This is a genomic window from Saccharopolyspora aridisoli (genome assembly GCF_004348445.1).
Taxonomy (GTDB): Bacteria; Actinomycetota; Actinomycetes; order Mycobacteriales; family Pseudonocardiaceae; genus Saccharopolyspora; species Saccharopolyspora aridisoli.
On sequence record NZ_SMKV01000026.1, the window covers coordinates 26,578 to 51,223 of the forward strand.

Annotated in this window: 22 protein-coding genes; 8 read left to right on the forward strand and 14 right to left on the reverse strand. The window is 70.9% G+C overall.

The window, feature by feature from the left end:
* Positions 1-99 precede the first annotated feature (99 nt).
* Together E1161_RS19305 and E1161_RS19310 are read right to left on the reverse strand one after the other, a co-directional pair.
* Entirely contained in the window at positions 100-798 is a 699-nt protein-coding gene (locus E1161_RS19305; RefSeq protein ID WP_165939871.1) for a haloacid dehalogenase type II, read from the reverse strand.
* A 187-nt stretch (positions 799-985) separates the two neighbouring features.
* Positions 986-1,219 carry a hypothetical protein gene (locus E1161_RS19310; RefSeq protein WP_132625263.1) on the reverse strand — a complete coding sequence of 78 codons (234 nt, stop codon included), beginning with the start codon at positions 1,217-1,219 and terminating at the stop codon, positions 986-988.
* Positions 1,220-1,254: 35 nt separating this feature from the next.
* Here E1161_RS19310 and E1161_RS19315 point away from each other — a divergent pair, with 35 nt between their 5' ends.
* Genes E1161_RS19315 through E1161_RS19325 form a run of 3 tightly spaced genes read left to right on the forward strand, consistent with a single transcriptional unit; the run spans position 1,255 to position 3,495 of the window.
* Entirely contained in the window at positions 1,255-1,578 is a 324-nt protein-coding gene (locus tag E1161_RS19315) for a hypothetical protein (RefSeq protein WP_132625265.1), read from the forward strand.
* Positions 1,575-2,228: a class I SAM-dependent methyltransferase gene (locus E1161_RS19320; RefSeq protein ID WP_132625267.1), complete on the forward strand. Its 654-nt coding sequence runs from the start codon at positions 1,575-1,577 to the stop codon at positions 2,226-2,228. Before E1161_RS19315 ends, E1161_RS19320 begins: the two co-directional genes overlap by 4 nt.
* A 13-nt stretch (positions 2,229-2,241) precedes the next feature.
* Entirely contained in the window at positions 2,242-3,495 is a 1,254-nt protein-coding gene (locus E1161_RS19325; protein ID WP_268951410.1) for an APC family permease, read from the forward strand.
* Here E1161_RS19325 and E1161_RS19330 read toward each other — a convergent pair.
* A complete protein-coding gene (locus E1161_RS19330) occupies positions 3,473-6,442 on the reverse strand; it encodes an AfsR/SARP family transcriptional regulator (RefSeq protein ID WP_165939872.1) in 2,970 nt (989 codons plus the stop codon). The two genes, E1161_RS19325 and E1161_RS19330, sit on opposite strands and share 23 nt — an antisense overlap.
* Before the next feature lie 796 nt (positions 6,443-7,238).
* On the opposite strand from E1161_RS19330, the gene E1161_RS19335 reads away from it, so the two are divergent.
* The 4 genes from E1161_RS19335 to E1161_RS19350 all read left to right on the forward strand — a co-directional run bounded on the left by E1161_RS19335 (position 7,239) and on the right by E1161_RS19350 (position 11,936).
* Positions 7,239-7,871, forward strand: coding sequence for a carbonic anhydrase (locus tag E1161_RS19335; RefSeq protein ID WP_132625271.1), 633 nt, complete (start codon positions 7,239-7,241; stop codon positions 7,869-7,871).
* Positions 7,872-7,978: 107 nt separating this feature from the next.
* The gene (locus tag E1161_RS19340; RefSeq protein ID WP_132625273.1) at positions 7,979-10,351 is read left to right on the forward strand and encodes a wax ester/triacylglycerol synthase domain-containing protein; all 2,373 of its coding nucleotides are present in this window, start codon (positions 7,979-7,981) and stop codon (positions 10,349-10,351) included.
* Positions 10,348-11,253: a DMT family transporter gene (locus E1161_RS19345; RefSeq protein WP_132625275.1), complete on the forward strand. Its 906-nt coding sequence runs from the start codon at positions 10,348-10,350 to the stop codon at positions 11,251-11,253. Before E1161_RS19340 ends, E1161_RS19345 begins: the two co-directional genes overlap by 4 nt.
* Positions 11,250-11,936, forward strand: a complete 687-nt coding sequence (locus E1161_RS19350) for an SDR family NAD(P)-dependent oxidoreductase (protein ID WP_132625277.1) — start codon at positions 11,250-11,252, stop codon at positions 11,934-11,936. The genes E1161_RS19345 and E1161_RS19350 overlap by 4 nt, the downstream gene beginning before the upstream one ends.
* 127 nt (positions 11,937-12,063) lie before the next feature.
* On the opposite strand, the gene hpnH is transcribed toward E1161_RS19350, so the two are convergent.
* The 8 genes from hpnH to E1161_RS19390 all read right to left on the reverse strand — a co-directional run bounded on the left by hpnH (position 12,064) and on the right by E1161_RS19390 (position 21,353).
* On the reverse strand, positions 12,064-13,065 hold the full coding sequence (hpnH, locus tag E1161_RS19355) for an adenosyl-hopene transferase HpnH (protein ID WP_132625279.1): 1,002 nt from the start codon (positions 13,063-13,065) through the stop codon (positions 12,064-12,066).
* Positions 13,066-13,067: 2 nt separating this feature from the next.
* Entirely contained in the window at positions 13,068-13,727 is a 660-nt protein-coding gene (locus tag E1161_RS19360; RefSeq protein ID WP_132625281.1) for a 5'-methylthioadenosine/S-adenosylhomocysteine nucleosidase family protein, read from the reverse strand.
* A gap of 1 nt (position 13,728) precedes the next feature.
* Positions 13,729-15,618 (reverse strand): squalene--hopene cyclase, encoded by a 1,890-nt coding sequence (gene shc / locus E1161_RS19365; protein WP_132625349.1) that lies wholly within the window; start codon positions 15,616-15,618, stop codon positions 13,729-13,731.
* 47 nt (positions 15,619-15,665) lie between these two features.
* On the reverse strand, positions 15,666-16,673 hold the full coding sequence (locus E1161_RS19370; protein WP_132625283.1) for a polyprenyl synthetase family protein: 1,008 nt from the start codon (positions 16,671-16,673) through the stop codon (positions 15,666-15,668).
* Positions 16,670-18,031 carry a hydroxysqualene dehydroxylase HpnE gene (gene hpnE / locus E1161_RS19375; protein WP_132625285.1) on the reverse strand — a complete coding sequence of 454 codons (1,362 nt, stop codon included), beginning with the start codon at positions 18,029-18,031 and terminating at the stop codon, positions 16,670-16,672. Before hpnE ends, E1161_RS19370 begins: the two co-directional genes overlap by 4 nt.
* Positions 18,028-18,924 carry a presqualene diphosphate synthase HpnD gene (hpnD, locus tag E1161_RS19380; RefSeq protein ID WP_132625287.1) on the reverse strand — a complete coding sequence of 299 codons (897 nt, stop codon included), beginning with the start codon at positions 18,922-18,924 and terminating at the stop codon, positions 18,028-18,030. Before hpnD ends, hpnE begins: the two co-directional genes overlap by 4 nt.
* Positions 18,888-19,796: a squalene synthase HpnC gene (gene hpnC, locus E1161_RS19385; RefSeq protein ID WP_132625289.1), complete on the reverse strand. Its 909-nt coding sequence runs from the start codon at positions 19,794-19,796 to the stop codon at positions 18,888-18,890. The genes hpnD and hpnC overlap by 37 nt, the downstream gene beginning before the upstream one ends.
* A 363-nt stretch (positions 19,797-20,159) precedes the next feature.
* Entirely contained in the window at positions 20,160-21,353 is a 1,194-nt protein-coding gene (locus tag E1161_RS19390; RefSeq protein ID WP_132625291.1) for a dipeptidase, read from the reverse strand.
* Between the two features lie 128 nt (positions 21,354-21,481).
* Here E1161_RS19390 and E1161_RS19395 point away from each other — a divergent pair, with 128 nt between their 5' ends.
* Positions 21,482-21,679 (forward strand): hypothetical protein, encoded by a 198-nt coding sequence (locus tag E1161_RS19395; protein WP_132625293.1) that lies wholly within the window; start codon positions 21,482-21,484, stop codon positions 21,677-21,679.
* Positions 21,680-21,684: 5 nt separating this feature from the next.
* On the opposite strand, the gene E1161_RS19400 is transcribed toward E1161_RS19395, so the two are convergent.
* From E1161_RS19400 to E1161_RS19410, 3 genes are read right to left on the reverse strand one after another with little or no spacing between them, the layout of a single operon-like run.
* Positions 21,685-22,491 (reverse strand): ATP-binding cassette domain-containing protein, encoded by an 807-nt coding sequence (locus tag E1161_RS19400; protein ID WP_132625295.1) that lies wholly within the window; start codon positions 22,489-22,491, stop codon positions 21,685-21,687.
* Entirely contained in the window at positions 22,488-23,465 is a 978-nt protein-coding gene (locus tag E1161_RS19405; RefSeq protein WP_132625297.1) for an ABC transporter permease, read from the reverse strand. The genes E1161_RS19400 and E1161_RS19405 overlap by 4 nt, the downstream gene beginning before the upstream one ends.
* The gene (locus tag E1161_RS19410; protein ID WP_132625299.1) at positions 23,462-24,469 is read right to left on the reverse strand and encodes a substrate-binding domain-containing protein; all 1,008 of its coding nucleotides are present in this window, start codon (positions 24,467-24,469) and stop codon (positions 23,462-23,464) included. Before E1161_RS19410 ends, E1161_RS19405 begins: the two co-directional genes overlap by 4 nt.
* Between the last annotated feature and the right edge of the window lie 177 nt (positions 24,470-24,646).

The following is a 24,646-nucleotide window of genomic DNA, read 5'->3' on the forward strand; positions in this document are numbered from 1 at the left end:
GCAGCCAGGTGGCAATCGTTCAGGTGTACATTTCGGTAACACGTAGACGTCATACCTGTGGCAATGCGCCGAACGGACGATCACCTGCGCCTCAGGCCCTCAGAGGAGCTGGGCTGCGAGTTCGGCGATCGTCGCGGCTTGCAAGTCGAACTCGTCCGCTCCGACCGGCTCGCCGTCGTCCTCACCTTCGCGGGCGATGTAGGCGGTGGCCATGCCCTGCTCCGCGGCGGCGCGCAGATCCCACGGGTGGGAGGCCACCATCAGCGCTCGCCCGGATTCGACGCGCATGAGCTCCAGCGCCTTGCGGTAGACCGACGGGTCCGGCTTGTAGGCGCCGACCAGCTCCGAAGACAGGGCGAACGCCCAGCGCAAGCCGCCGCGACGGGTGATCTCGGCCAGCGCGAGCATGGTCGTGTTGGACAGCGCGACGACGTTGAACCGGTCCCCCAGCGCGCCGACACCGGGCGCGGCGTCGGGCCAGGGCTTGGGCCGCAGACCTTCCGCGGCGAGCTCGGTCAGGGCGTCGTCGCCGAGCGAGACGTCGCTGGCCTTGACGGCGTGTTCCAGGGCCTCGCGGTTGAGCTCGTCCATCGGCCGGTACTCGCCGTCGGCCGCCTCGGACAGCAGCTCGTCGAGCCTGTTCAGCCAGGCGGTCGCGAGCGCGTCGCCTCTTTCCTCCGCTTCACCCGCCTCCGCCAGCGTTCCCTGGACCGCGGCGCGGATCGAACCTCGTTCGTCGACAACGGTTCCCAGGACATCGAAGATCAGCACGGACAGGCGAGAGACATCGAGCGACACCGGGTGATCATGCCTGTTACAACGCGAGATCACACCCCTTCGGGTGAACACGGTTCGGTCTCGAGTCGGCAGCCGAAGTAGCAAAAGTCGGAAGCAACTCGACCACTTCGCTGCGACCTCCATGGTCTCGCTCGGCCTGCACCTGCTCAAGCCGAGCCAGATCGTCACCGGTGGAACGGCCGGGCTGTCACTGCTGCTCAGCTACGGCGCCCTTCGGGGTGCTGCTCCACGTCGTCCACCGGCCGTTCATGGCTCGGCGGTGGCCGATGAGGGCCGCCGGTGCGCGGATCTCGATCGCGCTGATCTCCGCGTTCGCCCCGGTGACGTGCAGCTGCTCGGCGCCCTGCACCTGCCGCAGTGCTAGGCGGCGGTCTGCGGCAACCTGCTCATCGGGATCGGGCTGCTGATCGTGCCCCGGCACGATTCCAGCCTCGGCGGGTTCGACGTGATGGCGTGATGGCCCAGGAACGGCTGCGGTGGCGGGCGGGCCACGTGCAGGTGGGTCTGGACGTGCTGGTGATCGCCGCCGCGCTGCTCCTCGTCTCCCCCACCGCGATGCTGATCGCGCCGCTGGGTGCGGTGCTGCTCAACGGGAATCGCGCGCTCAAGCACCGCCCGGGGCGGCACCTGGGGCGTGCTCGCGCGGGCGCGAAGCGGCGCTGTCGTCTACGAGGACGACCGTCGGGTTCGGCTTCGCACAGCGCGGATGAGGTCTTGGAGCGTGGTAGTTTTCCCGCGTTGACGAGGGATGTGTGCGATCTGCTGCGGAGGCTCGCTTGAGCACCGGACTTCCTGACTTCGACGCCGTCTACCGGGGCGAAGCGCCGGTGACCGAAGACGCGCGCGTGCCGTGGAACATCGGCGTGCCGCAACCGGCCGTCGCCGAGGTCATCGAGCGCGGGGAGATCGTCGGTCCGGTCCTCGACGCCGGGTGCGGCGTCGGCGTCACCACTCGGGAGCTGGCTGCCCGCGGCTTCGAAGTGCTGGGCGTGGACCTGTCCGAGACCGCCATCGCACAAGCCGAGTACGCCCGCGACGAACGGCACGCCTCGGCGACGTTCCAGGTCGGCGACATCACCGAGTTCTCCGGCCACGACGGGCACTTCGGCACGATCATCGACAGCACCCTGTTCCACTCCATGCCCGTCGAGAGCCGCGCCGCCTACGTCGCCGCCATCGCCCGCGCAGCACGCGAGGGCGCACGGCTGCACATGCTGGTGTTCGACAAGGGCGCGTTCCCGGAAGGCGGCGGACCCAACGCCGTCGACGCCGACGAACTGCGCGCGGCGCTCGCCGAGCACTGGACGATCGACTCGATCGAGCCGAGCACCATCGCCGGTTTCCTGCCCGCCGGGGTCGGCGCCCACCACCCGGCCGACGACGCGGGACGGGCGCTCGTTCCGGCCCACTTCCTCACCGCGCACCGCTGATCCGGTGCCGGTCGTGACGCCGAACCCACCGTCCTCGGGTGCGCCGCTGGCACGGCGGTTGGGCACCGTCGATGCGACCGCGATCGGCCTGGGCTCGATGCTGGGTGCCGGAGTGTTCGCGGTGTTCGCACCCGCCGCTGCCGCCGCCGGTACCGGCTTGCTGTTCGCCCTGGTCATCGCCGGGTTCATCGCCTACTGCAACGCCACGAGCTCGGCGCAGCTGGCGGCTGTCCACCCGGCGTCGGGTGGCACCTACGTCTACGGCCGCGCCCGGCTGGGCCACTGGTGGGGTTTCACCGCCGGGTGGGGTTTCGTGGTCGGGAAGACGGCCAGCTGCGCGGCGATGGCCCTGACCTTCGCGGCCTACGCCGCACCGGGCCTCGAACGACCAGCCGCCGCGCTGGCGGTCGCGGTGCTCGCGGCCGTCAACTACGTCGGCATCACCCGCACCGCCGCTCTGACCCGCATCCTGCTGGTGCTGGTGCTGCTCGTGCTTGCCGGTTCGGCGACGCTGCTCTACCCGTCCGCCGAGCCCATCGGTGCGCACGACTGGTTGCCGCGCGGGCCGGTGGGCGTGCTGCAGGCATCCGGTCTGCTGTTCTTCGCCTTCGCCGGATACGCCCGCATCGCCACACTCGGCGAAGAGGTCCGCGATCCGGCGCGCACCATCCCGCGTGCGGTCCTGCTGGCCCTCCCGATCGCCGCCGTCACCTACGGCGTCGTCGGACTTGCCGTGCTGATGGTCCTCGGCCCGCACGCGCTGGCCGCCAGCACCGCGCCGATCGCCGACGCGCTCACCGCGGCCGGGTACGCGCAGCTGACGCCGGTGGTGCGGATCGGCGCGGCGACCGCCAGCCTCGGCGCGCTGCTCGCGCTGATCGCCGGTGTCGGACGCACCGGGCTGGCGATGGCCCGCGAGGGAGACCTGCCGCGCTACCTCGCGGCGGTGCACCCGCGCTTCCAGGTCCCGCACCACGCCGAGCTGAGCCTCGCCGTGGTGGTGATCGTGCTGGTGCTCACCACAGACCTGCGCGGTGCGATCGGGTTCTCGAGCTTCGGCGTGCTGGTGTACTACGCGATCGCCAACGCCGCCGCCTTCACCCAGCCACAGGCCGAACGCCGGTGGCCGAAGGCGCTCAACGCCGCCGGGCTGGCGGGGTGCCTGCTGCTGGCCGCGACGCTGCCATGGACCTCGGTGGTGGCCGGCCTGGCGGTGTTCGCCGCCGGGCTCGGCCTTCGCCTGCTCAGCAGGGCACGCTCGGGTTGATGTCCGCGTTCAACCTCCTTCGCAGCTCGCCGGCCTCCGGAGCGTCGAGCTCCTCGTAGACCCGCACCGCCGTTTCCCAGTGGCGCGTGGCTGATTCGCGCCTGCCCGCCGCGTCGTGCAGATCGCCGAGCCCGGTGTGGGCGCGGGCCCGCACGTAGTTGCTGCACCCGCTGTTGGCCACGCCCAGGGCGTGCAGGTGGCAGCGTCTCGCTTCCGCCTCGTCGCCCATCGCTGCGTGGGTCTCGGCCAGCGCGATGAGCGCGATCGCCTCCAGGTTCGCCGACCGCATCTGACGCGCGAAGACCAGTGCCGCGCGGTGGCCTTCCAGCGCCTGCGGGTGGTCACCGAGACAACGCCGGATGGTGCCCAGCCGGTGCAACGTCATGCCTTCGAGGAACCGGAACTTGCTGCGGCGGGCGAGCACCAGCGCGCGCTCGGCGTGCTCGGCCGCCTCGGCGAACCGGTGCAGGTCCCGGTAGAGGCCGGCCAACGCGTAGGACGCGTCGGCCTCAGCCGGCCGGTACTCGTGCGCTGCAGCCACCCGGGAGGCTTCCCGCAGGCACTCCAGCGACTCCTCGTGCCGCCCCCATCGGCGGTGCAACCGTCCGAGGCAGATCATCGGCCGCAGGCCCAGCAACCGCAGCCCGGCCTGCTGGTAGAGCCGCGTCGAACGCCGCAGGTGGTTCAGCGCCAGCTCGGTGTGCCCGGTGAACACGCAGAGCTCCCCCAGGCTCTGCAGCACAGCAGCGGTTCCGGCTGGCCCGACGGCCGTGCGCAGCGCCCGTTCCAGCAGGTCGCGGGCCGCTGCGAAGTCGTTGCGTCGGCAATGCGCCACACCCAAGCCGCGCAGCGCGACTCCCTCTCCGACCCGATCACCGCGCCGCACGGCGATCTGCAGCGCCTTGCCGTGGAGTCGCAGAGCCGCGTCGACGTGCCAGCCGAAGTCGAGCGCCGCGTCCAGCACGATGGCGAAATCGACCGCGTAGTGCTCGAATTCGCCATCGACGATCTCTGCGATGCGCACCATGGTGTCGCGCTTGTCGTCGAGCCAGCGGGCCGCGTCCTCGTGGTCGCGGATCGGTGGCGCGGGGAAGACAGGTTCCGGCGCCGGAAGCGAGCCCGGGGCGAGGAATCCGGACGCGGTGGTGGCCACCTGCGAGTAGTAGTCGTAGAGCCGCCGCAGCGCTTCCCGCCGCTCGGTGGCGTTCTCGGTGGTGCTGGACAGCTCGGCGGCGTAGGTCCCCAGCAGGTCGTGCAGCCGGACCCGCTTGCCCGCGACCTCCTCTACCAGGTGTGCGCGCACCAGCTCTACCAGTCCCCGGCGGATCACGCGGACGTCATCCTCCCCTGCCAGCGCGGCCAGCGAGTAGGCGTCCACCTCCTCGCCAAGGTGCAGTCCGAGCAGCCGGAACAACTTCGCCTCGGCCACCGACAGGTTCCGGTAGGACGCGGCGAAGATGGTGCGCACCGACGCCTGCGGGTCACCGCTGTCGAGCAGGTCCAGACGCGCCTGGGCGCACCCGAATTCGGCGATGGTCTGGCTGATGCCGCGGTTGCGGTGCCGCCGCACGCGTTCCGCGGCGATGCGCAGCGCCAGCGGCAACCGGGCGCAGCACTCGATGAGCTCGTCCACGGAGCCCTCGTCGGTGACCAGGTCGCCCAGCAGTTCCTTGAGCAGCAGCCGCGCCTCGTCCGCGGACATCCGGTCCAGCTCGACCAGGTGCGCTCCGTGCCCGACGAGCAGTCCGTCGAGCTGGTGGCGGCTGGTGACCACCACCGCGCAGTCGGAGTTGCCGGGCAGCAGCGGACGCACCTGCTCGGCGCTGGCGGCGTTGTCCAGCACCAGCAGCACCCGCTTGCCGTCGAGGAGGCTGCGCAGCCGGCTGCCGCGCTCGGCCGGGTCCAGCGGTACGTCCTTGCCGTCCACGCCCAGCGCCCGCAGCCATCCGGCCAGCACGTCGCCGGGTTCAGCCGGTGTTCCGGTGCCGAACCCGCGCAGGTCGGTGTAGAGCTGACCGTCCGAGAAGCGGGTTTTGACCCGGTGCGCCCAGCGCAGCGCCAGCGAGGTCTTGCCTGCTCCGGCCGTGCCGACGATCACCGCGATCGGGATCGTGCGGGACTTGGCGTCGAGCATCGCGTCCAGCTCGGACAGCGGGAGTTCGCGGCCGACGAAATCCGATGCGCTGTGCGGCAGTTGAGCGGGTACCTGCGTCCTTCCCATGACCTCGACCGCTTCGCCCGCGCGGATCTGACCGTGCAGGGCGCGCAGTTCCGGCCCCGGGTCCAGGCCGAGCTCGTCGTTGAGCACCTCGCACGCGTGCTGGTAGGCCGACAGCGCCTCGGCCTGCCGCCCGCTGCGGTAGAGCGCGAGCATCAGCAGGCCGTGCAACCGCTCCCGGAGCGGATCGCGGTGCACCGCATCGAGCAGTTCGCGCGCGAGGGCCTCGTGCCGACCGGCCCGCAGCTCGGCGGCGTAGCACTCCTCCACGGCCAACGACCGCTGCTCAGTGAGCCGTTCGACGACGGAGTTGACGTCGGGCAGGTCGACCTCCTGGTACGGCCTTCCCCGCCACAAGCCCAGCGCGCGCCGCAACAGCCCGGCCGCACGGGTCGGATCGGGCTCGCCCGCCGCTTCGTCGAGCAACGCCGCGAAGACCGCCGCGTCGAGTTCTCCCCTCTCGACCCGCAGGCAGTAACCAGCGGGGCCGTAGGTCAGTCGGTCCGGGTCGTCGAGTTCCCGGCGCAGCCGGTGAACGTGCACCTGAAGCCGGCTCGCCCCGTGCTCGTCCGACTCACCCCACAGCGCTTCCAACAGGACGGTCACCGGTACCGGTTCGTTGGCGTGGGCGAGCAGAACCGCCAGCAGGCTGCGCCGCAGCGCGCCGGTCAACGGCGCCGCTCTGTCCCCGTCGAACATCCGGACCGGTCCAAGGACTTCGAACCGCATCTCGCTTCCCCCAGAAATCCACAAACGATCTATCTTGCCGCACTCCGCCCTTCGCCGCTGCCTCCGGAAAGCGGCGAGAAAGCCACGCCGCGCACATTGGCCGCACATCGTCGGCCAACTCAACAAAAAGCACTCGAATGAGTGGTACCGAGTACCTGTTCGATACAGGTTCACATTTCGGATAGCGCGAACGGCCGGGCGACAACAGGTCCTCAGCGAATGGAGCGACTTGTCCGAGAGCCCGAACCGCTCGCGACGACGCGACGGCCGGGGCCGCGGGAACGTCAGAGGTGATCCGACCTCTCGGGTCGGCGTGTGATCGGCTTCCGGCCTGCTGGCGAAGCAGGGCGGGGCCATGCGGTTCCTACAGGCGTGGCCAGAAAATACGATGATGCATCGCTACACCCCCAGGTGTTCGCGTAGCTTCTTCCCCAGAGCTCGGTGGTTGAACCACCGGCGTCGGTTCCGATGATGACCGTTCCCCCGAACAGCGCACAAGCTCTCAGGCCGAACAATTTTCGACGCTTGCCGCCGCCGCCATTCTGACCTGGCGCAACGCGGTGCGAATTGATTCGATCCAATGCGCTCCGACACGCCGAGGTCGTGTCGGACCTCGCGTGCGGACCACTTCCGAACGACAGATCGGTGGTGAGGCGGCCCCCTCATCCGCCTCACCACCGCGCGCCGAGAATACGACGGAAGACGGATCGTTGCGAGATCAAACACCCCTGCCACCAGCGTGCTTTCGCCCACTCGCGATCTGCCGAGGCCACCCGGTTGGGTTAATGTCCACACCATGAACCGCACGCCATCCACGCCTGCCGATGCGTTCGCGACGCTCCTGGAAGGCAACCAGCGCTTCGTCGAGAGCACCCGGCTGCACCCCAACCAGGACGCCGACCACCGCGCCTCCCTGGCGCCGGGCCAGGCGCCGTTCGCGGTGCTGTTCGGCTGCTCCGACTCCCGCCTCGCAGCGGAGATCATCTTCGACCGCGGCCTGGGCGACCTGTTCGTCGTGCGCACCGCCGGTCAGGTGACCGGTTCGGAGGTGCTGGGCAGCATCGAGTACGGCGTGGGGGTGCTGCGCACTCCTCTGGTCGTGGTGCTCGGACACGACTCCTGCGGCGCGGTCGTCGCGGCGCGGCAGGCGGTCGTGGAAGGCACCAACCCGCCCGGGTACCTGCGCGACATCGTCGAGCGGGTGACGCCGAGCGTGCTGGCCGCCAGGGCCGCCGGTGAGGACGACGTGGACGGCATCGTCGACGTCCACATCCAGCGCACCAGCGAGCTGTTGGTCGAGCGGTCCTCGCTGCTGGCCGACGAGATCGCCGCCGGCCGCTGCGCCGTGGCGGGCCTGTCCTACCGGTTGGCCGACGGCACGGTTCGCCTGGTGGCCAGCCACGGCCCGCTGGAGCTCACCGCCGCCTAGCGGCACCGGCCACTGTGGATGATGACCGCGGTGACCGTTCTCGGGAAGCCGGTCCTCTCGTCAAGCGTTAGCCTGCGATGGCACGTGCGGCGAAAGGAACCGGCAGCGTGAGCTTCCAGCCCCGTCGGGTGCTCCTGATCAGCGCCACCATCGGTGAGGGCCACAACGCGACCGCTCGTGCCGTCGAAGAGGCGGCCCACGAGGTCTGGCCCGGTTGCGAGGTGGTGTGGCTCGACGCGCTCCGCATCATGGGGCGCTGGGTTCCCGGGGCGTTCAACTGGATCTACGTCACCAACGTCGAGTCCACGCCCTGGCTCTACGACTTCTTCTACGACTCGCTGTGGCGCTACCGGTGGTTCGCCAACGCCTCGCGTCGCTTCGTCGGCGCCTGGTGCGGTCCGCTGCTGCGCCGCGAGATCCGCCGGGTCGACCCGGACATGATCGTGTCCACCTACCCGCTGGGAACCGCGGGGCTGGACTGGATGCGGCGGCACGGCGACCTCGACCTCCCCGTCTCAGCGGTGGTGTCGGACTTCGCGCCGCACCCGTTCTGGGTGTACCCGGAAGCCGACCTGCACTACGTGATGAGCGAGGCGAGCCTGCGCGCGATGCACCGCGCCGAGCCCGAGGCGATCGGCGCGGTGTCGGTGCCGCCGGTGCGACGCGACTTCCAGCCCCGCGATCGCACCGAGGCGCGAGCCGAGTTCGGATTCCCGGAAGCCGGGTTCACGGCGCTGATCTCCTGCGGTGCGATGAGCTTCGGCGCGGTGGAGCGAGCCGTGGACGCGGCGCTGCGGGTCGAGGGTCTCGCCCGGGTCCTCGTGGTGTGCGGGCGCAACGAGGCGTTGCGGGAGCGCCTGCTCGCACGGGGCGAGCAGCGGCTGGTGCCGCTGGGCTGGGTCGAGGACATGCCCGGCCTGATGGCCTGCTCGGACGTGGTGATCACCAACGCCGGTGGCGCCACGGCGTTGGAGGCGCTGGCCTGCGGGCGCGCGGTGCTGATGTTCGAGCCGATCGCCGGTCACGGCAGGGCCAACGCCGAGCTGATGGCCGACGCGGGTCTGGCCGAGCTGTGCCCGGAGGGATCGCAGCTGACCGCGACGCTGCGTCGCTGGGTCGCGGACCCGCAGGAGGTCGGCGAACGCGAGGAGCGGGCGCTCAAGCACAGCCGATCGGCGGAGTTCGCCGATCAGGTCGCAGCCTTGGCCGACCTGCCCCGCCACCACGGCCCGCGTCGACTGCGCCCGCAGGACGCCTTCTTCGTCTACGCCACCACACCTGAGGTGCCGCAGCACACCGGGGCCGTCCTGCGCCTGGAGCCGTCGCCGGATCCAGCACGGGTGTGGTGCGAACACCTCGCCCGCCGCATCCAGGACTGCGCGCCGTCGCTACCGATGCTGAACCGCACGCTGGTCACCCGACCCAGACGTCGTCCACAGTGGAGGAACGCTGGACCGGTCGACCCCGCCCTGCACCTCAGCTTTCGCGAGCTCGGCCCCGACCAGGACGCCGAGGGGCTCACGAGCGAGTTCTTCTCGACGCCGGTGCGCACCGACCGCCCTCCGTGGGAGCTGCGCCTGCTGCACGACGCGGCCACCGGCCGGGTGACCCTGCTGGCGAAGATGCACCACTCCCTGGGTGACGGCCTGGCCGTCGCCAACGCGCTGATCCGGCTGCTCTGCGACGGCCACCACCCCGCTTCGGCCCCGAGCGCGAGCGGGCGGTCGTGGGTGCAGCAGGCCCCGCTGGTGCTGCGCGGACTCCTCGGCCTGGCCACCTCCGCCGGGGCGCCCGACCCAGCCTGGACCGGGCGGAGTTCGCACGCGCGCAGCTTCGGTCACGTGACGCTGCCGGCGGCGCAGGTCCGCGCCCGCGCGCGCGATCAAGGCGTGACCAGCAGCGCCCTGCTCATCGGGCTGGTCGCCGAGGCGCTGCACCGCGCGCTCGGCGAGCAACGACGCGAGGCCCGGTTCCGGGTGATGGTTCCGCGCACGGCCCGCACCGGGCGCGACGGCGCCGGTACCGCCGCTCCCGGCAACCACACGCAGTCGCTGTCGGTGGACCTCCCGGTCGGGCCGATGCCGCTGGTGTGGCGGATCCGCGCGGTCGCCGACGCGCTCGCCGAACCCGACCACAGCGGACAACCCGAGGCGGCAGGCGCGGTGCTGGCCGGGCTCGGCCTGCTGCCCGCCCCGGTGCACGCGTGGATCGTGCGGCGCATCTACGGGCGCCGGTTCTTCAACGCGGTGGTCTCGGTGATGCCGGGCCAACGGCGCCCCGCCCACGTCAACGGCACCCGGCTCAGCCAGGTGCTGCCGGTGCTGTCGCTGGCCGACGGCGTCGGCGTGGCGATCGGGGCGATCGGATGGGCCGAGGAGTTCGGCTTCGGCATCACCACCGATCCCGGACTCGCACCCGACGCCGGGCGGTTGGCCGCACACCTGCGGGAGGCGTTCGACGAGCTGCGGGAGAGGCGTTGACCACCGGGACGGTGGTGGCGGTCGCGGTGCCGGCCGCGGTGATCGGTGCCGCGAGCTTCGGGATGGCCAGCGCGATCCAGCACCGCGTCACCAAGCAGGTCCCCGAAGTCGCCACGTTCAGCCCGCGGATGCTGTGGGACCTGGTGCGCAAACCGATCTGGGTGCTCAGCATCGGCACCGTGATCATCGGCTTGTCGCTCCAGGTGGTGGCGCTGGCGTTCGGTCCGCTGGTGCTGGTGCAGCCGCTGCTGGTGACCTCTGTGCTGTTCGGCGCGGCGTTCGCCGCGTGGCTGGCGGGCAGGCGGATGGACCTCGTCCTGGCGATCGGCGCGTTGTCGTGCGCGGGCGGGTTGGCGGCGTTCCTGCTCCTGGCACGGCCCTCCGGCCAGGGCAGCGAGTTCACCGGAGCGCCCGTGCTCCCGCTGGCGCTGGGGATGGGACTGCTGGTGATCATGTCGCTGCTGGCGGCCCGGTGGCTTCCCGGCGAGTTCGGCGTGGTGGGCCTGGCCGTGGCCACCGGGGTGTTCTACGGGGTCACGGCCGGGTTGATGCGCGTGGTGGCCGGCCAGTTCCGCACCGGCGGGCTCGTCGAGCCCTTCGGGCACTGGACGTTGTACGTGGTGTGCGTGATCGGGCCGATGGGTTTCCTGCTCAGCCAGCAGACCTTCCAACGAGGCCGGTTGATGTCGCCGTCGCTGGCGGTGATCACCACGGTCGATCCGCTGGTGGCGGCGGCGATCGGGGTGAGCTGGCTGGGTGAGCGCATCGAGTCCTCCCCCACCATCCTGGCCGGCGAGGCGGTCGCGGGAGCGCTCATGGTCGGCGGCATCGTCGTGCTGGCGCGGCGCAGCGAGCAGATCGGCCGCGAGCTGGCCGCCAAGGGCAGCGAGTCGTGGGGATGAACTCGGCCCTGATCACCGGCGCGTCCTCGGGGATCGGCGCGGCAACCGCCCTCCGACTCGCAGCCGACGGCTGGCAGGTCGTGCTGGCCGGACGCGACCGGACGCGCCTGGAGGCGCTGGCCGAGCGCACCGGAGGCGAGTCCGTCGCCGGGGACCTGACCACCGATGACGGGCTGCGGCAGGTGGCGGATGCGGCGAACGGGGTTGATCTGCTGGTGCACAGCGCCGGGATCGGCTGGGCGGGAGCGTTCGCCGACATGCCCCCGGAGCGCATCGACGAGCTCGTCGAGCTGAACCTGACCGTTCCGATGCGGCTGACGCGCGCGGTCCTGCCACCGCGGGTGGCGTTCGTGGCCTCGGTGGCCGTGGTGGGCGTCCGCGACGAGGACGTCTACTCGGCAAGCAAAGCGGGGCTGCGGGCCTTCGCCGCGAGCCTGCGCTACCGGGGCATCGCCACGACGACGGTGTTCCCCGGCGCGGTGCGCACGCCGTTCTTCCACGGCCGCGACTACCGGCGCCGGTTCCCGCGCATGGTCGAGCCGCGGGAAGTCGCCGACGCCCTGGTGGACGCGGTGGTGCGCGGCCGCGCGGAGGTCTTCGTACCGGGCTGGCTGACCGCGGCCGACCGGGTCCACGGCGCGCTGCCCGGCGTCTTCCACCGCCTCGCCCGCAGGTTCGGCTGACCCCCGCTCCGGTCGATGCTGGGACATGAGGCGGTCCTGGCCCGACCACGCTCGATGTTCCACGAGTCCGGTCAGATCGAACCAGAGCCGCCACCGGCACCGCCGAGCAAGGTGATTCCGAGGCAGCCTAGCCGCGCACGGCTCGGAGCGATTCCCGCAGCGAGCCCATGGTGGCCAGGACCGAGGTGGGTTCGTAGCCGCAGTGGGCCATGCAGTTCGCGCAGCGCGGGTCGTTGCCGCGCCCGTAGGCCGCCCAGTCTGTGTCCTCCAGCAACTCCCGGTAGCTGCTCGCGTAGCCGTCGCTCATCAGGTAGCAGGGCCGTTGCCAGCCGTAGAGCGAGTAGGACGGGATGGCCCAGGCCGTGCACCCGAAGTCGATCTTGCCTTCGAGGAAGTCCAGGAACAGCGGCGAGTGGTTGAAGCGCCACCTCTTCCGCCGCCCGTCGGCGAAGACCTTCCTGAACAGCTCGCGGGTCTCGGTCACGCCGAGGAAGTGCTCCTGGTCCGGCGCCTTGTCGTAGGCGTAGGCCGGCGAGAGCATCATCTGGTCGACCTTGAGGTCGTTGTTGAGGTAGTCGAGCACTTCGATCACCGACTGCGGCGTGTCGGTGGTGAAGAAGGTCGAATTCGTGGTCACCCGGAATCCGCGCCGCTGGGCGTCCTCGACGTTGTCCACGGCCTGGGCGAACACCCCCTGCTTGCACACCGAGGCGTCGTGGCGCTCTTCCAGTCCGTCGATGTGCACGGCGAAGGAGAAGTACGGGGACGGCTCGAACTCGTCGATCTTGCGCGGCATCAGCAGCGCGTTGGTGCACAGGTAGACGAACTTCTTGCGCTTGACCAGTTCCTTGACCAGCACGTCGATCTCGGGGTGCATCAGTGGTTCACCACCGGCGATGGACACCACCGGGGCACCGCACTCCTCGACCGCGGCCAACGCCTGCTCGACCGGCATCCGCTGCTTGAGAACGCTTGCCGGGTGCTGGATCTTCCCGCACCCGGCGCACGCCAGGTTGCAGGCGAACAGCGGTTCCAGTTCCAGGGTGAGCGCGAACTTCTCGCGCCGGGCCAGCTTCTGCTTCATCAGGTACGCACCGACGCGAACCGCTTGGCGCACGGGAATTCCCATGGTTACAACGCCTCCTCACAGGTCGTGCGAAGTTCCGGTGGGATGTGGCGGCCCCACCGCCGCAGGCAGGAGCCCACGGCGTGCAGCCGCGCCAGTCCGGACATCACCCGGTGAACGGTGCCGGGCCGCAGCAGGGGTTGTTGCGCGGTGTCGACCACGACGCGCACGATCGCCAGCGGCCGGTGCCCCGCGGCCTGGGCCAGCACCGCCGATTCCATGTCCACCGCGAGCGCACCCGTTGCGGTTAGCTCGGCGCGGCGCTGACCGTGGACCAGCGCGTCGGCGGTCACGACCGGCCCGCAGCGCACCGGGAACCCGCTGCGCGTGAGTTCGGCGGCCAGCGAGTGGGCCGTCTCGCAGCGCAGCACCTCGCGGTGTCCGCGCAGTTCGTCGGCGACGATCACGTCCCCGCTGCGCACCTCCGGTGACAGCCCGCCCGCCAGGCCCGCGACCACCAGGACGTCGAAGTCCGCGGCCAGCAGCCGGACCGCGCTGCTCGCGCTGCGGCGCGGCCCGTACCCGGTGCGGCGCACCGTCACCGAATCGGCTCCGAGCCCGGTGGTGCGCAGGGTTTCCTGGCCGGTCGCGGCCCCACCGAGGGCGGAGCGCAGCGCGCTGGCCTCCAGTCGCATCGGCGCGCAGATCAGCATCCTCGTCGACATGTCACTCCCCGTCCCGCAGGTAGCGCCCGAGCGCGGTCAGCGGGAAGATCACCCGGTACAGGTGGTAGTTGATGTAGAAGTCCCCGGGGAACCCGGTCCCGGTGAACTGGGGTTCGTCCCAATTGCCGTCGGCGCGCTGGCTTCGGGCCAGGTAGCCGATCCCGCGGCGCACCGCGTCGGTGTCGTGCCTGCCCACGGCCAGCAGCGCCATCAGCGCCCAGCCCGTCTGGGAGGCCGTGGAGGTGCCTCGGCCGATCCACTGGGGATCGTCGTAGGAGCGCAAGTCCTCGCCCCAGCCTCCGTCATCGTTCTGGTGGTTCTCCAGCCAGCGCACGGCGTCCCGCAACGCGCGGTGCTGGCGATCCACTCCGGCCGCGACCAGGGCGGGCACGACGGCACCGGTGCCGTAGACGTGGTTGGCGCCCCACCGCCCGAACCACGACCCGTCGCGCTCCTGGTTGGACAGCAGCCACTTCACCCCGCCGCGCAACACCTCGTCGTGCTCGCCGAGGACGGCCAGCGCCTCCACCACGTGCGCGGTGACATCGGCCGAGGGCGGGTCGATGACCTCGCCGAAGTCGCAGAACGGCAGCTTGCCCACCAGCTGCCGGGTGTTGTCGGCGTCGAACGCTGCCCAGCCGCCGTCCTTCGAGCGCATCCCGCGCAACCAGCGGACACCACGCGCGATCGCACCGCGCACGGCTTCCGAGTCGGGGTGCTCAACGCGGTTGAGCGCGAGGAGCACCTCGGCGGTGTCGTCGATGTCGGGGTATCCGTCGTTGTCGAACTCGAACGCCCAGCCACCCCCAGCGGGCAGCTCCGGGCGCTTGACCGACCAGTCACCCTTGACCCGGATCTCCTCGGCCAGCAGGTAGTCCACCGCTCGCTGCAGCGACGGGTGGTCGGCGGGAACACCGGCGTCGCGCAGCGCCTGCACGCCCAGAACGGTGTCCCACACCGGAGACTGGCACGCCTCCAGCCTGCGGACGGTGCCCTCGGGCGTCTGCTCGCGGATCAGGAACCGCTCCAGCCCGCCGAGGCCCTTGGCGATCACCGGGTGGTTCATCGGGTAGCCGAGCAGGTGCAGCGCGAGGATCGAGTACACCCACGGAGGCTGGATGCCGCCCCACGAGCCGTCGGCCTCCTGGCGCGCCACGATCCACTCGGCCGCGCGCCGCATCGCGTGCGTGCGCAGCGATTTCACCGGTCGGCGGTGGTAGCGGTGCAGAACGCGGTCGAGGGTGTGGAAGCCGTAGCCCCAGGACCACTCGCGCTTCGGTCGCGCCGCGGGCCGCCCGGTGCGCAGCTCCCGCAACCCGATGCCCAGGTCGCGGCGCGGGCGCATGGTGCACACCACGGTCAGCGGCACCACGGTCTGACGGGCCCAGCACGCCCAGTCGGAAACGTTGAGCGGGCACCACTCGGGCAGCAGCACCACTTCCGGCGGCATGGCGGGCAGGTCGTCCCAGGACCACTCGCCGAACAGCGCCAGCCAGATCCGGGTGAACACCCGGGTTCCCTCCAGGCCACCGCTGTCCAGGATCCAATCCCTGGCGGCCCGCATGTGCGCGGCGTCGACGTCGTCACCGGCGAGCTTGAGGGCCGCGTACGCCTCGACCGTGGTGGACAGATCGCCGGGACCACCGTGGAAGGTCGCCCAGGTGCCGTCCTCGCGCTGCTGGGAGCGGATCCAGCGGGCCGTCTGCACGGTTTCCGACGAGGTGCGGATGCCGAGGAACTGCCGCAGCAGCAGGTCCTCGACGTCCATGGTCACGTTGGTGTCCAGCTCGCCCTTCCACCAGCCCTCCGGGCTCTGCAACGACAGCAGGTGGTCGCGGGCGGCCAGCGCCGCCGTCCGGGCTTCGGCCCGCGCCGCTCCCTGGCTGGGGATCTGGACGGCGGTGGCGGCCGATCGCGTGGGCTGTTGCAGCTGTTCGGTCAAAGCTTCCTCCGTACGATGAATTCAGCGAGCTCTCGCAGTGCCGCGGTGTCGCCCAGCGATCCGACTTCGAGCTGCGCCTCCGCGATTTCGAGTCGGCGGCGGCACTCCCCCCGCGTCCAGTCCTCGGAACCGGCGCGACGCACCATCTCGGCGGCTTCGCACAACTGCGCCTCGGTGAGCTGTTCGGGCTGCTCGTAGAGCTCCCACAACCGCTCCCCCGCTGCTGTTCCTGAGGTCAGGGCGTGCACCACCGGGACCGTCTTCTTGCGGGTGCGCAGGTCCGACAGCACTGGTTTGCCGGTGACCTCCGGGTCTCCCCACAGGCCCAGCAGGTCGTCGACCAGCTGGAACGCCATCCCCAGCTCGGTGCCGTAGGCGTGCAGCGCGCGAACGCCCTCCCGCGGGGCTCCGACGCTCAGCGGCCCGATGGAGCAGGCGCAGGCCAGCAGCGCGGCGGTCTTGTCGTGCGCCATGCTCAGGCATTCGGTGAGGTCGACGTCGTGGCGGCGTTCGAAGCCCAGATCGGCGGTCTGCCCGGCGATGAGCACCCGGGTGGTCGTCAACAACGAGCGCACCGCCACCGACGCGTGGGGGGCATCGGATTCCAGCAGGACCTCCGGTGCCATGGTCAGCAGCGCGTCACCCGCCAGGATCGCCGCGGACGATCCGAAGACCGTCCAGGCGGTGGGCCGGTGCCTGCGGGAGATGTCGCCGTCCATCACGTCGTCGTGCAGCAGCGAGAAGTTGTGCACGATTTCCACCGCTGCCGCCGCCGGGACGCCGTGTTCTGCTGTGCCGCATGCTGTTTCGGTCGCGGCGAGGACCATCGCGGGACGCAGCGCCTTGCCCCCGGCGTCGGTGGGCGAGCCGTCGACGCCGATCCAGCCGAAGTGGTACTCGCTGACCCGCCGGGTGTCGGCGTCCAGCCGCGCCACCGCCGAGCGCAGCGTCGGTTCGACCTGCTCCCGCGCTGTGCGCAGGGCCAGAGGCAGGAGTGTGGTCATGCCGTCACCTCCACGCTCGTCCGCGCTCGCTGTTCGGCGTCCACCACTTCGGCGGCGCGGATCCCGCTTCGCACCGCGCCTTCGGTGGTGTCCGGCCAGCCGGTGGCCGTCCACGCACCGGCGAGCACCAAGCCGGGCACGTCGGTGTTCGCGGAAGGACGGAGTGCCGCGCTGCCGGGCGCCTGCCGGAAGGTGGCGTGAGGTTCGCGGGTGACGAAGAAGTCCAGCAGATTCGCCTTCCCGACCGCGGGGAACAGCTCGCGCAGCGCCGGGAGGAAGATCTCGCGCAGTTCTTCGGTCCGCATCCCGATCTCCTGCTGCGCGGCGGACTGCGACAGCGCCAGGTACTGGCCTCGACGGGCACCGGAGATGCGGGTGCGGTCGAAGACCCACTGCACGGGCGAGTCGAGCACGGCGGCCATTTCGACATCGGTGACCGCGCGGTCGAAGTGGGCGTGCACGTTGACGATCGGCGATGACGACAGCCGGGACCACTCAGCAGAGCCGCGCACCGGCAGCTCGTCGACGAGAGCCGCAGCCGCCGGGTGCGGGGTGGCCACCACGACGGAGTCCGCGTCGAGCACGCTCGCGCCGGCCTGCTCCTCGACCGGTATTTGGAAACCCTTCGGCCCGCGGCGGATCGCGCGCGCCTTGCACCGGAGCCGCACGTCGACGCCCGCCGCGAGCAGGGTGCGCCGCCCGGCCTCGCCGTGCAGCTCGGAGAGCGGTCGCTGCGGGACCCCGATGTCGCAGGCGTCGGAGTTTTCGAGCAATCCGGTGCGGAAAACTCTGGCGGCCAGCGCCATCGAGGCATCGTCGGGTTCGGCGTTGAGCGCGGCCACGGCCAGCAGACCCCACAGCGCGTCGACCGCGCGCGGTGTCTCGCCCTGATCGCGCAACCACTGGCCGAGGCTCTTCTCGTCGATCGCCGGGTCGAGGGGGTCGATGCCGCGCAGCGCGAGCGCGGTGCGCGCCGCCCGGACCCGCTGCGCGACGTTGAGCCGCCGGTAGCTCAGCAGCGCCGGGGCCAGGTGCGCGGGGGCGCGCAGGTTCCAGCGGGTCAGCGACGCCGATGCCGCACCCGGGCTGAGCACGGGCACGCGGAACTTCTGCTGCAACCGGATCCCGTCGGCCGCGCCGAACCTGCGCAGCAGGTCGAGGTAGGCGGTGTAGCAGCGCAGCAGCACGTGCTGACCGGTGTCGACCAGCAGGTCTCCGCGCGTGAACGAGTAGGTCGCCCCGCCGAGCCGGGGCCTCGCCTCCAGCAGCCGCGCGGAGTACCCGCGTTCCCGGCAGTCCAGGGCAGCGGCCATGCCGGCGAGCCCGCCGCCGATGACCACCACGGTCCCGCGGTTCACGGCGTCATCCCGGCCAGCGAGCGGACCGCGACTCCCGCTTTGCGCCAGCCCGACAGCGAGGTCCGCTGGTGCATCGCGGCGTTGGGATCAGTGGCGATGCGCACCAGCAGCTGGTGGTAGATGCCCGCCATCGAGGCACAGCAGGCGCGCGAGCGCCGGTCCAGCATCGGCAGCAGCCGGAAGCCCTCGGTGTACCAGCGGTCGGCGCGCGCGGCTTGGAACCGCATCATCCTGTTCCACCTCACGGTGTCCTCGACGAACCCGCCACCGGGTTCCAGCCGCACGCCGAAGTGCGCGAGGTCGGAGGCGGGCAGGTACACCCGACCGTTGAGCTGGTCCTCGCGGACGTCGCGCAGGATGTTGGTCAGCTGCAACGCCACGCCGAGCGCGTCAGCCCGCGCCGTGGCGACGTTCGGTTCGTCAGTGCCGAACACGCCCAGCGACAGCCGGCCGATCGAACCCGCTACGCAGCGGCAGTAGTGCAGCAGCTCGTCGAAGGTCGTGTAGCTGGTGCCGCGCACGTCGGCCTCGCAACCGTCGATGAGTTCGTCGAACGCTTCCAGTGACAACGGCATGCGCGTCGCGGCATCGGCCAAGGCGACCAGCACCGGATCGGTCGAGTCGGTCGACGACTGGTGCACGGCTTCGCGGCACGCCTTGAGCTCGCGCAGCTTCTCCTCGCGCGGCAGGTCGCCGTCGCCCACGTCGTCCACGCGGCGGGCGAACGCGTAGACCGCCGAGAGCGCGCCGCGCTTCGGACCTGGCAGCAGCCGGATGCCGTAGGAGAAGTTGCGGGCCTGCTCGCGGGTGATCCGCTCGCACTCCTGGTAGGCGTCCCGCAACCGGGTAGGTGAGGTCACCGAGTTCCTCCCATCGCGTGCAGCCGCGCCCATTCGGTGAAGGTGCGCGACTTGCTCGGGCTGACCTGCGCGGCCAGCGGGTCGTGTCCAGCCGCGCGGAACGCGGCGACGGTGGCCAGCCCGCCTGCGACGTAGCCGGCGACGGCCACCCGGGCGGTGCCCGACAGGGCACCGACCAGGACGCTGCCATCGCGCAGCATCCGGCGAGCGCGGTCGACCTCGAAGCGCACCAGCCCGCGCAGCGCGGTCGAGGCGCGCGGCGCTGTGAAGTCCTGCTCGTCGCAGCCGTAGCGCTTGAGGTCCTCGGCGGGCAGGTAGACGCGGCCGGCCAGGTGATCTTCAGCGAGGTCCTGCAGGTGCTCCAGGAGCTGCAGCGCGGTGCAGATCTTGTCGGACAGGGCGATCAGGCCCTCCTCGGCGCGGCCGAAGACGTGCAGCACCGACTCCCCCACCGGGTTGGCCGACAGCGCGCAGTAGTCCAGCAGGCCGGCGAAGTCGTCGTAGCGCTTGACGTGCTGGTCCCACCGGTTGGCCTCGATCAGCTTGACCAGCGTGGACATCGGGATTCCGCACTCGGTGACCGTGGGCTCCAGCGCCTGCATGATGGAGGTGCGCGCGGTGCCCTGGTAGGCGCGTTCGAGGTCGTGTTCGAGGAAGGCCAGCAGCGCGTCGCGGTTGCCGGGGGCCTCGTCCCCGGCGTAGTCGACGAGCCGGAAGTAGCCGTAGAGGGCGTGCAGGTGCCTGCGGACACCGCCGGGCAGGACGCGGGAAGCCACCGGGAAGTTCTCCGAACGCATTCTCGCCAGCACGGCGGCGCTGCGCGGCAGCTCCCCCGGACGCGCCGACCACTGCGGGTGTTCGGGATCCTCTCCGGACAGCGTCTCGTCCGGCAACGACAAGACCATCGGTCCTCCTCCTATCCACCGGCCAGGAGGCGCAACCGGCATCGTATGAGCGCCCCTGCCGCACCGCAGGGCGAACGAAGAACCACGTGAATCACGGTGATTCGCGCCGGTGTTCGACCACGCACCTTCTCCCGTTCCATATTGGACACCGGAAGCGCGCGTCCCGCGCAGACCCGCCAGCAGGTGGCCGGATCGAGTGGCCAGCCCTGACCACAATGGACCAGTCGACTACCCACCGCGACTGCGCGCGGGCGTGAGGGACGACCCCGGGTCACCGAGTCGGCGCAGCGCTAGGCCGAAGCGGATCCGCCGGAGCAGAACGCGCCCGGCGGAGATCACCGCCGGGCGCGAGTTACGAGGAGGTCAGCCGTCGAGCTGTTCGATGGTGGCGATCGACGGCGATTCGGTGCGCTGCAGCTCCGCGGCCACGCGCTCGGCGTCGCGCAGCACGCGGACGGCGTTGTGCCAGGTCAGCTTGCCCAGGTCGGCGTGCGACCAGCCGCGGCGGAGCAGCTCGGCGATGAGGTTCGGGTAGCCGGACACGTCATCGAGGTCCTGCGGCAGGAACCTCGTGCCGTCGTAGTCGCCGCCGAGGCCGATGTGGTCGATGCCGGCGACCTCGCGCATGTGGTCCAGGTGGTCGGCAACGGTCGACGAGGTGGCCACCGGCTGCGGGTTCGCCTCCTCGAACTCGCGCAGCACCTCCTTTGCCTCCGGAGTGCCCGACAGGTCGCTGAGCCCGCGTGCGACCAGCTCGCGCTGCGCGGCGGCGGTCCACTCCACCGACTCCTGCAGGACGAACTTGGTCACGAACGTCGCCATCGCCACGCCACCGTTGCCGGGCAGCTGGGCGAGCACGTCGTCGGGGATGTTGCGCGGGTGCGAGCTGACCGCGCGCGAGGAGGAGTGCGAGAACACCACCGGGGCGCGGCTGGCGCGCAGCGCGTCGCGCATGGTGTCGGCGGCGACGTGCGAGAGGTCGACGAGCATGCCCATCCGGTTCATCTCGCGCACGACCTCGACGCCGAAGGCGGTGAGCCCGTCGTGCGCGGGCTCGTCGGTAGCGGCGTCGGCCCAGGGGGTGTTGTCGTTGTGCGTCAGCGTCAGGTACCGAACGCCCAAGTCGTAGAAGGCGCGCAAGGTGGCCAGCGAGCAGTTGATCGAGTGCCCGCCTTCAGCGCCCATCAGCGAGGCGATCTTGCCATCGGCGCGGGCGGCCTCGATCTCGTCGGCGGTGCGGACCAGGCGCAGCCGGTCCGGGTAGCGGGCGGCGAGGGCGTTGACGCAGTCGATCTGCTCCAGCGTGGCGCTGACCGCGTCGTCACCCTGCAGCTCGGTGGGCACGTAGACCGACCAGAACTGCCCGCCGACTCCCCCTGCGTCCAGGCGCGCGAGGTCGGTGTGCAGGCGCCCGGTCTGGTCGGTGGCGATGTCGCGCTGGTCGAGGTCGTAGCGGACCTGCTCCCGCAGTGCCCAGGGCAGGTCGTTGTGACCGTCGAGCACCGGCGTGGCCTTGAGCAGCTCTCGCGCCTCGGCCACCACGTCCGCGTCGCTCATCGCGCCTCCCGAATTCACCCGGTCGGTTGTTCTTGATGAGCATATCCGCTCGAGATCACCCGACCAGGGCCGTGTGGCACGCCGTAGATCGAATCGACGAATCGGACGTTCGGCCGCACCATCGTGATATGGAGCGATTTCCCAGGCAGCAGGACACCAGCAACCTCCCCACGGTGCTGGCCGAGTACGGGCACCTCGCCGCGCAACTCCCCGGCGCCTCGACCCAGCAGGCCGAGCGGTTGCGCACCCGGCTGGCCGAGCTGGACGAGCAGATCGACGACTACGTCGCCCGCCTGACCGAATACCACTCCATTGTGGATAGTTGACGGACTCAGCCGTCGCGGCGGCGAGCACCTGAGATCTCGCGCAACGCTCCGTCCTGCCCTGCCTCCAACGCTCCGGTGATCAGTCCGACGACCTGGCTCATGTCGTGCGTGCGCGGCGAGACGACGCCGACGCGCCTGCCGAGCCGGTGCACGTGGATCCGATCGGCGATGTCGAACACGTGCGGCATGTTGTGGCTGATCAGCACGACCGGGAGCCCTCTCGCGCGGATCCGGTCGATGAGTTCCAGGACCTTTCCCGCCTCGGCCACGCCCAGCGCCGCGGTGGGCTCGTCCATGATGACGGCCTTGCTGCCGAACGCCGCCGCGCGGGCGACCGCGACGCCCTGGCGCTGACCGCCGGAGAGCGTCTCCACCGGCTGGGTGATCGACTTGACCGCGATCCCCAGCTCGTCGAGAACCCGCTGCGCCTCTGCCCGCATCGCCGCCCGGTCGACCTTGCGCAGCACGCTTCCCAGCACGCCCGCGTGCCGCCGCTCGCGACCGAGGAACATGTTGGCCGCGATGTCCTGGGCCGGTGCCAGCGCGAGGTCCTGGTAGACGGTTTCGATCCCGCAGCGCCGGGCGTCCAGGGGGCCCCGGAACCGCACCGGCTCACCGTCCACGCGGATCTCGCCCGCGTCCGGGATGAGCGCGCCCGAGAGCGCTTTGATCAGGCTGGTCTTGCCCGCTCCGTTGTCGCCGACGACCGCCAGCACCTCGCCGGGGAAGACCTCGAAGTCGGCGTCGTCGATGGCGGTGACCCGCCCGTAGTGCTTGCTCAGGCCCGTGGCCGACAGCGTGGGCGTGCTCATGGTTGCCTCCTGGCCAGCCGGTCGAACACCACCGCCGCGATCACCAGCGCACCCGTGGCCACGTCCTGGTAGAGGGCGTCGACGCCGAGCTGAGTGAGCCCGGAGCGCAGCACCGCGACGATCAACGCGCCCATCAGGGTTCCCAGCACCGAACCGCGCCCGCCGAACAGGCTCGTGCCGCCGAGGACCACGGCGGTGATGGAGTCTAGGTTGCCGAGCTGGTAGGCGTTCGGGTCCGCGTTGGGCACCCGGCCGAGCGCCTGCCAGGCGGCGATCCCGAAGATCACCCCGGCGACGACGTAGACCGACAGCAGCGTGCGGTTGACCGCGACGCCCGACAGGCGCGCGGCCTCCGGCGCGTTGCCGACGGCGTAGACGTGCCTGCCCCACGCTGTCCGGGTCAGCGCGTACCAGACCACCAGGTACAGCAGCAGGGCGAGCGTCATGCCGTAGGTGATCTCGATGCCGCCGAACAGGTAGCGACGGGTTCCCAACCAGGTCAGCAGCCCGTCACCGGTGGGCACGGCTTCGCCGTCGGCGAGCAGCTTCGCGATGGCGGTGAGCATGGTCAGCATGCCGAGGGTGACGATGAACGGCGGCAGCCGGACACGGGTGACCAGCGTGCCGATCACCAGCCCGATCAGCGCCGTGGTGGCGATCCCGGCCGGCAGCGCGAGGACTCCGGGGGTGCCAGCGAGCACCAGCAGTGCCATCACGAGGGTCGCCACCACGGCGGCCGAGGCGTTGGCGAGGTCGATGCCGCCGGTGAGGATGATCAGGGTCTGGCCCAGCGCCAGCGTCCCGATCACCAACGACTGCTGGACAACCAGCGACAGGTTGTCCGGGTCGAGGAACGTGTCGGTGGTCAGCGAGAACACCGCGACGGCCAGCAGCAGCGCCAGCGCAGGGCCGACCGCAGGTGCGCGCAGCAGGAATTCGCGGGCGCTGAGGCGTTCCTCGGCGGTGGCCGTCACTTCTCGCCCCAGCAGTGCTGCTCGCCCCACGCCACGGGCTGGCTCGGGATGCCGGGCATCGGCTCGTCGGTGATCACCACCGAGCCGGTGTCGTGGAACCCGCCGGGCTTGGTGCCGGTGCGCGCGTGCTCGACGGCGGCGTCGACGCCCAGCTGCGCCATCTTGTCGGGGAACTGCATGACCGTGGCGCGGATCTGGCCGGACTTGATCGCCGCGATGCCTTCGCAACCGCCGTCGATCGAGGCCATCACGACCTGCTCGCCGAGGCCTCGGGCCTGCAGGGCCGCGTGGACGCCGCGCGCTGTGGGTTCGTTCATCGTGTAGGCGGTGTTGATGTCGCTGCTGCGGGCCAGGAGGTTCTCGGCGCCCTGCTGCGCGAGGTTCTGGTCCCCGTTGGCGTTGGTGGTGCCTCGGATCTGCGGAGCTCCGTCGGCCAGCCCCATGCCGGCGAGGAACCCCGCGTGCCGCAGGGTGCTCACCGAGGACCCCGCAGTGCCGTCGATCATCAGGACCGCGGGCGCCCGGTCGCCGAGTGCTGCCTTGGCGTAGGCGCCTTGGAGGCGTCCGGCCTCGAAGTTGTCGGTGGCGAAGGTGACGTCGGCGGCCTCGGTCGGTTCGGTCGTGGTGTCCAGGGCGATGACCAGGATGCCCGCCTGCCGGGCACGCGCCAGCGCGTCGATCACGCCGGTGGAGGAGTTCGGGGTGATCATGATCGTGGTCACGCCCTGCTGGATGAAGTTCTCGATGGCCCGGACCTGGCCGTCGTTGTCACCGTCGAACTGCCCAGCCAGCGCGATGAACTCTGCGTCCTTCGCCGAAGCCGCCGCCTCCGCGGCCGACCGCAGGCCGACGAAGTAGGGGTTGGTGTCGGTCTTGGTCACCAGCCCGATCTTGGCGGTTCCGCCGTCCGGAGCGGCGCTCCCACCCCACTCGCGCTCCGCCGAACATCCCGAGGCGACCAGCGCCAGGCCGGTCAGAACGATGCCCAAAACCCTTGCGAACATGAGTCCTCCACACTGAGGCCGCTCCGAAGACGCCCCGAGATCATGCACAACCGAACCGCCGGACAACTCCCCCGTTCGGTTGCCCTCGCTCCGCTCATGGCCATTCCCTCAGCACCCCGCGGCTGTCCGGATTAATTTCAGTCGACACTGAAGTTATCGATGATGCTGACCATCGGC

Coding starts and splice junctions, on each gene's coding strand:
- E1161_RS19315 (WP_132625265.1), top strand. CDS start 1,255: ATGGCCCAGGAACGGCTGCGGTGGCGGGCGGGCCACGTGCAGGTGGGT.
- E1161_RS19330 (WP_165939872.1), bottom strand. CDS start 6,442: ATGCGGTTCGAAGTCCTTGGACCGGTCCGGATGTTCGACGGGGACAGA.
- E1161_RS19335 (WP_132625271.1), top strand. CDS start 7,239: ATGAACCGCACGCCATCCACGCCTGCCGATGCGTTCGCGACGCTCCTG.
- E1161_RS19350 (WP_132625277.1), top strand. CDS start 11,250: ATGAACTCGGCCCTGATCACCGGCGCGTCCTCGGGGATCGGCGCGGCA.
- hpnH (WP_132625279.1), bottom strand. CDS start 13,065: ATGGGAATTCCCGTGCGCCAAGCGGTTCGCGTCGGTGCGTACCTGATG.
- E1161_RS19360 (WP_132625281.1), bottom strand. CDS start 13,727: ATGTCGACGAGGATGCTGATCTGCGCGCCGATGCGACTGGAGGCCAGC.
- E1161_RS19370 (WP_132625283.1), bottom strand. CDS start 16,673: ATGACCACACTCCTGCCTCTGGCCCTGCGCACAGCGCGGGAGCAGGTC.
- hpnD (WP_132625287.1), bottom strand. CDS start 18,924: ATGGGCGCGGCTGCACGCGATGGGAGGAACTCGGTGACCTCACCTACC.
- hpnC (WP_132625289.1), bottom strand. CDS start 19,796: ATGGTCTTGTCGTTGCCGGACGAGACGCTGTCCGGAGAGGATCCCGAA.
- E1161_RS19390 (WP_132625291.1), bottom strand. CDS start 21,353: ATGAGCGACGCGGACGTGGTGGCCGAGGCGCGAGAGCTGCTCAAGGCC.
- E1161_RS19395 (WP_132625293.1), top strand. CDS start 21,482: ATGGAGCGATTTCCCAGGCAGCAGGACACCAGCAACCTCCCCACGGTG.
- E1161_RS19400 (WP_132625295.1), bottom strand. CDS start 22,491: ATGAGCACGCCCACGCTGTCGGCCACGGGCCTGAGCAAGCACTACGGG.
- E1161_RS19410 (WP_132625299.1), bottom strand. CDS start 24,469: ATGTTCGCAAGGGTTTTGGGCATCGTTCTGACCGGCCTGGCGCTGGTC.